Source organism: Nitrospira sp. BLG_2 (assembly GCF_049222245.1).
On record NZ_JBLYIG010000732.1, the window covers coordinates 1 to 1,663 of the forward strand.

The 1,663-nt window shown below is 57.7% G+C and carries 3 protein-coding genes; all 3 read left to right on the plus strand.

Going from position 1 to position 1,663, the window contains the following annotated elements; all coding sequences use genetic code 11:
* On the plus strand, positions 1-389 hold a 389-nt coding region (locus ACOSYY_RS19625; protein ID WP_421664644.1), incomplete at its 5' end, for an Lcl C-terminal domain-containing protein.
* A 269-nt stretch (positions 390-658) separates the two neighbouring features.
* A complete protein-coding gene (locus ACOSYY_RS19630; protein ID WP_421664645.1) occupies positions 659-748 on the plus strand; it encodes a potassium-transporting ATPase subunit F in 90 nt (29 codons plus the stop codon).
* A partial coding sequence (locus ACOSYY_RS19635) for a potassium-transporting ATPase subunit KdpA (RefSeq protein WP_421664647.1) occupies positions 748-1,663 on the plus strand: 916 nt, incomplete at its 3' end. The genes ACOSYY_RS19630 and ACOSYY_RS19635, both read left to right, overlap by 1 nt.

Consider the following 1,663-nt stretch of genomic DNA (forward strand, 5'->3'; position numbering starts at 1 on the left):
GAACTCGCTTCACGGTGGTGTCGGGTGGAGCCGCCGTGAAAGACAATCAGACCGGACTGATCTGGGAACAGGAGCCGGACCGGGAACATGATGTCTGGAGTCGTTCCGTTGCGAGGTGCGCGACAAAAGAGGTCGGAGGACAAAAGGGCTGGCGCGCGCCGTCCGTGGACGAACTCAAGACTTTGATCGATACGTCACAGCACGATCCCGCCTTGCCGGCGGGACATCCCTTCTCCAACATCAAGTCGGAAATCTACTGGACGGCGACGCCGGACCCGAAGGACGACATCGTCGCCTGGCAGGTCAGCTTCTTCAGCGGCGAGCCCGTCACCGACCAAAAATCAGGCACGCGGCGCATGTGGTGCGTGCTCGGGGAGCTTCGGAAGTAGGAATTCGGGGTAGCTCCTCTCAAACCATCTGGACCCACTGGTTTTCCCACATCCCACCTCGCCTGTCACCTGTCCACGCAAGTCTTGATCCATTCTTGACGATCCGTCAGGCGATTTTGACACTGTTTTTACGCGACGAGTGGTACAGGATAATCAACGAGGCAGGGAACTCACGATGGATTTTGTACATTTAAGTATTGTGGTGCTCTTCTTTGCGGTCTCAGGTTGGTTGTTGCGTAGCCTAGATCGACTCTAAGAAAAGGGACAACATGACAGAGATCTATTTCATGGTTGCCTTCCTTGCCCTCGGGTTGTTGGTCTATCTCATGATCGCGCTGTTGAAAGCCGAGTGGTTCTGATGACCTTGAATGGTTTCGTCCAGATCGCGTTCTACTTCGTGGTCTTGCTGGCCTTGGTCAAGCCGCTGGGGTGGTACATGGCAAGGGTGTACGAAGGCCAGACGTGCGGGCTCGACCGGGTGGTGGGCCCTCTTGAGCGGCTTGTCTATCGCTTGTGCGGAGTCCGTGAAACCGAAGAGATGGATTGGAAGGCGTACGGCATTGCCATGCTGCTTTTCAACGCGATGGGGCTTGTCGCGCTCTACGCGTTGCAGCGCCAGCAAACATTCCTACCGCTGAATCCGGCGGGGTTGGGCGCGGTCCCACCGGATCTTGCCTTCAACACGGCGGCGAGCTTCTCAACCAATACCAACTGGCAGGCCTACGGAGGTGAAACGACCCTAAGCTACCTGACCCAGATGCTGGGGCTCACGGTGCAAAATTTCGTGTCCGCGGCAACTGGCATGGCGGTCCTGGTCGCGTTGATCAGAGGCCTGGCACGACGCAGCGTCCTGACCATCGGCAATTTCTGGACCGATCTCGTCCGCAGCACGCTCTATATCCTCCTGCCGCTGGCGATGCTATTGGCCCTTTTACTGGTCTCCCAAGGTGTCGTGCAGACGTTTAGTCCGTATCAATCAGCCGCATGGTTGCAGCCGGCCAATTACGACAAGCCGGTGACGGATGCAAACGGCCAGCCGATGCTGGATGAACAGGGGAAACCGAAGACAGAGCCTGCAGCGGTAACCGAGCAAGTGTTGGCGGCCGGACCGGCAGCCTCTCAGATCGCGATCAAGCAACTCGGGACTAACGGCGGGGGGTTCTTCAACGTGAATTCCGCGCATCCCTTCGAGAATGCGACACCTTGGTCGAACTTCCTCGAGCTTCTGGCGATTCTGCTCATTCCCGCGGCGCTCTGTTACACGTTCGGGATGA

Bases quoted from the DNA above. Each gene is read 5' to 3' on its own strand.
- ACOSYY_RS19630 (WP_421664645.1), top strand. From the start codon at position 659: ATGACAGAGATCTATTTCATGGTTGCCTTCCTTGCCCTCGGGTTGTTG.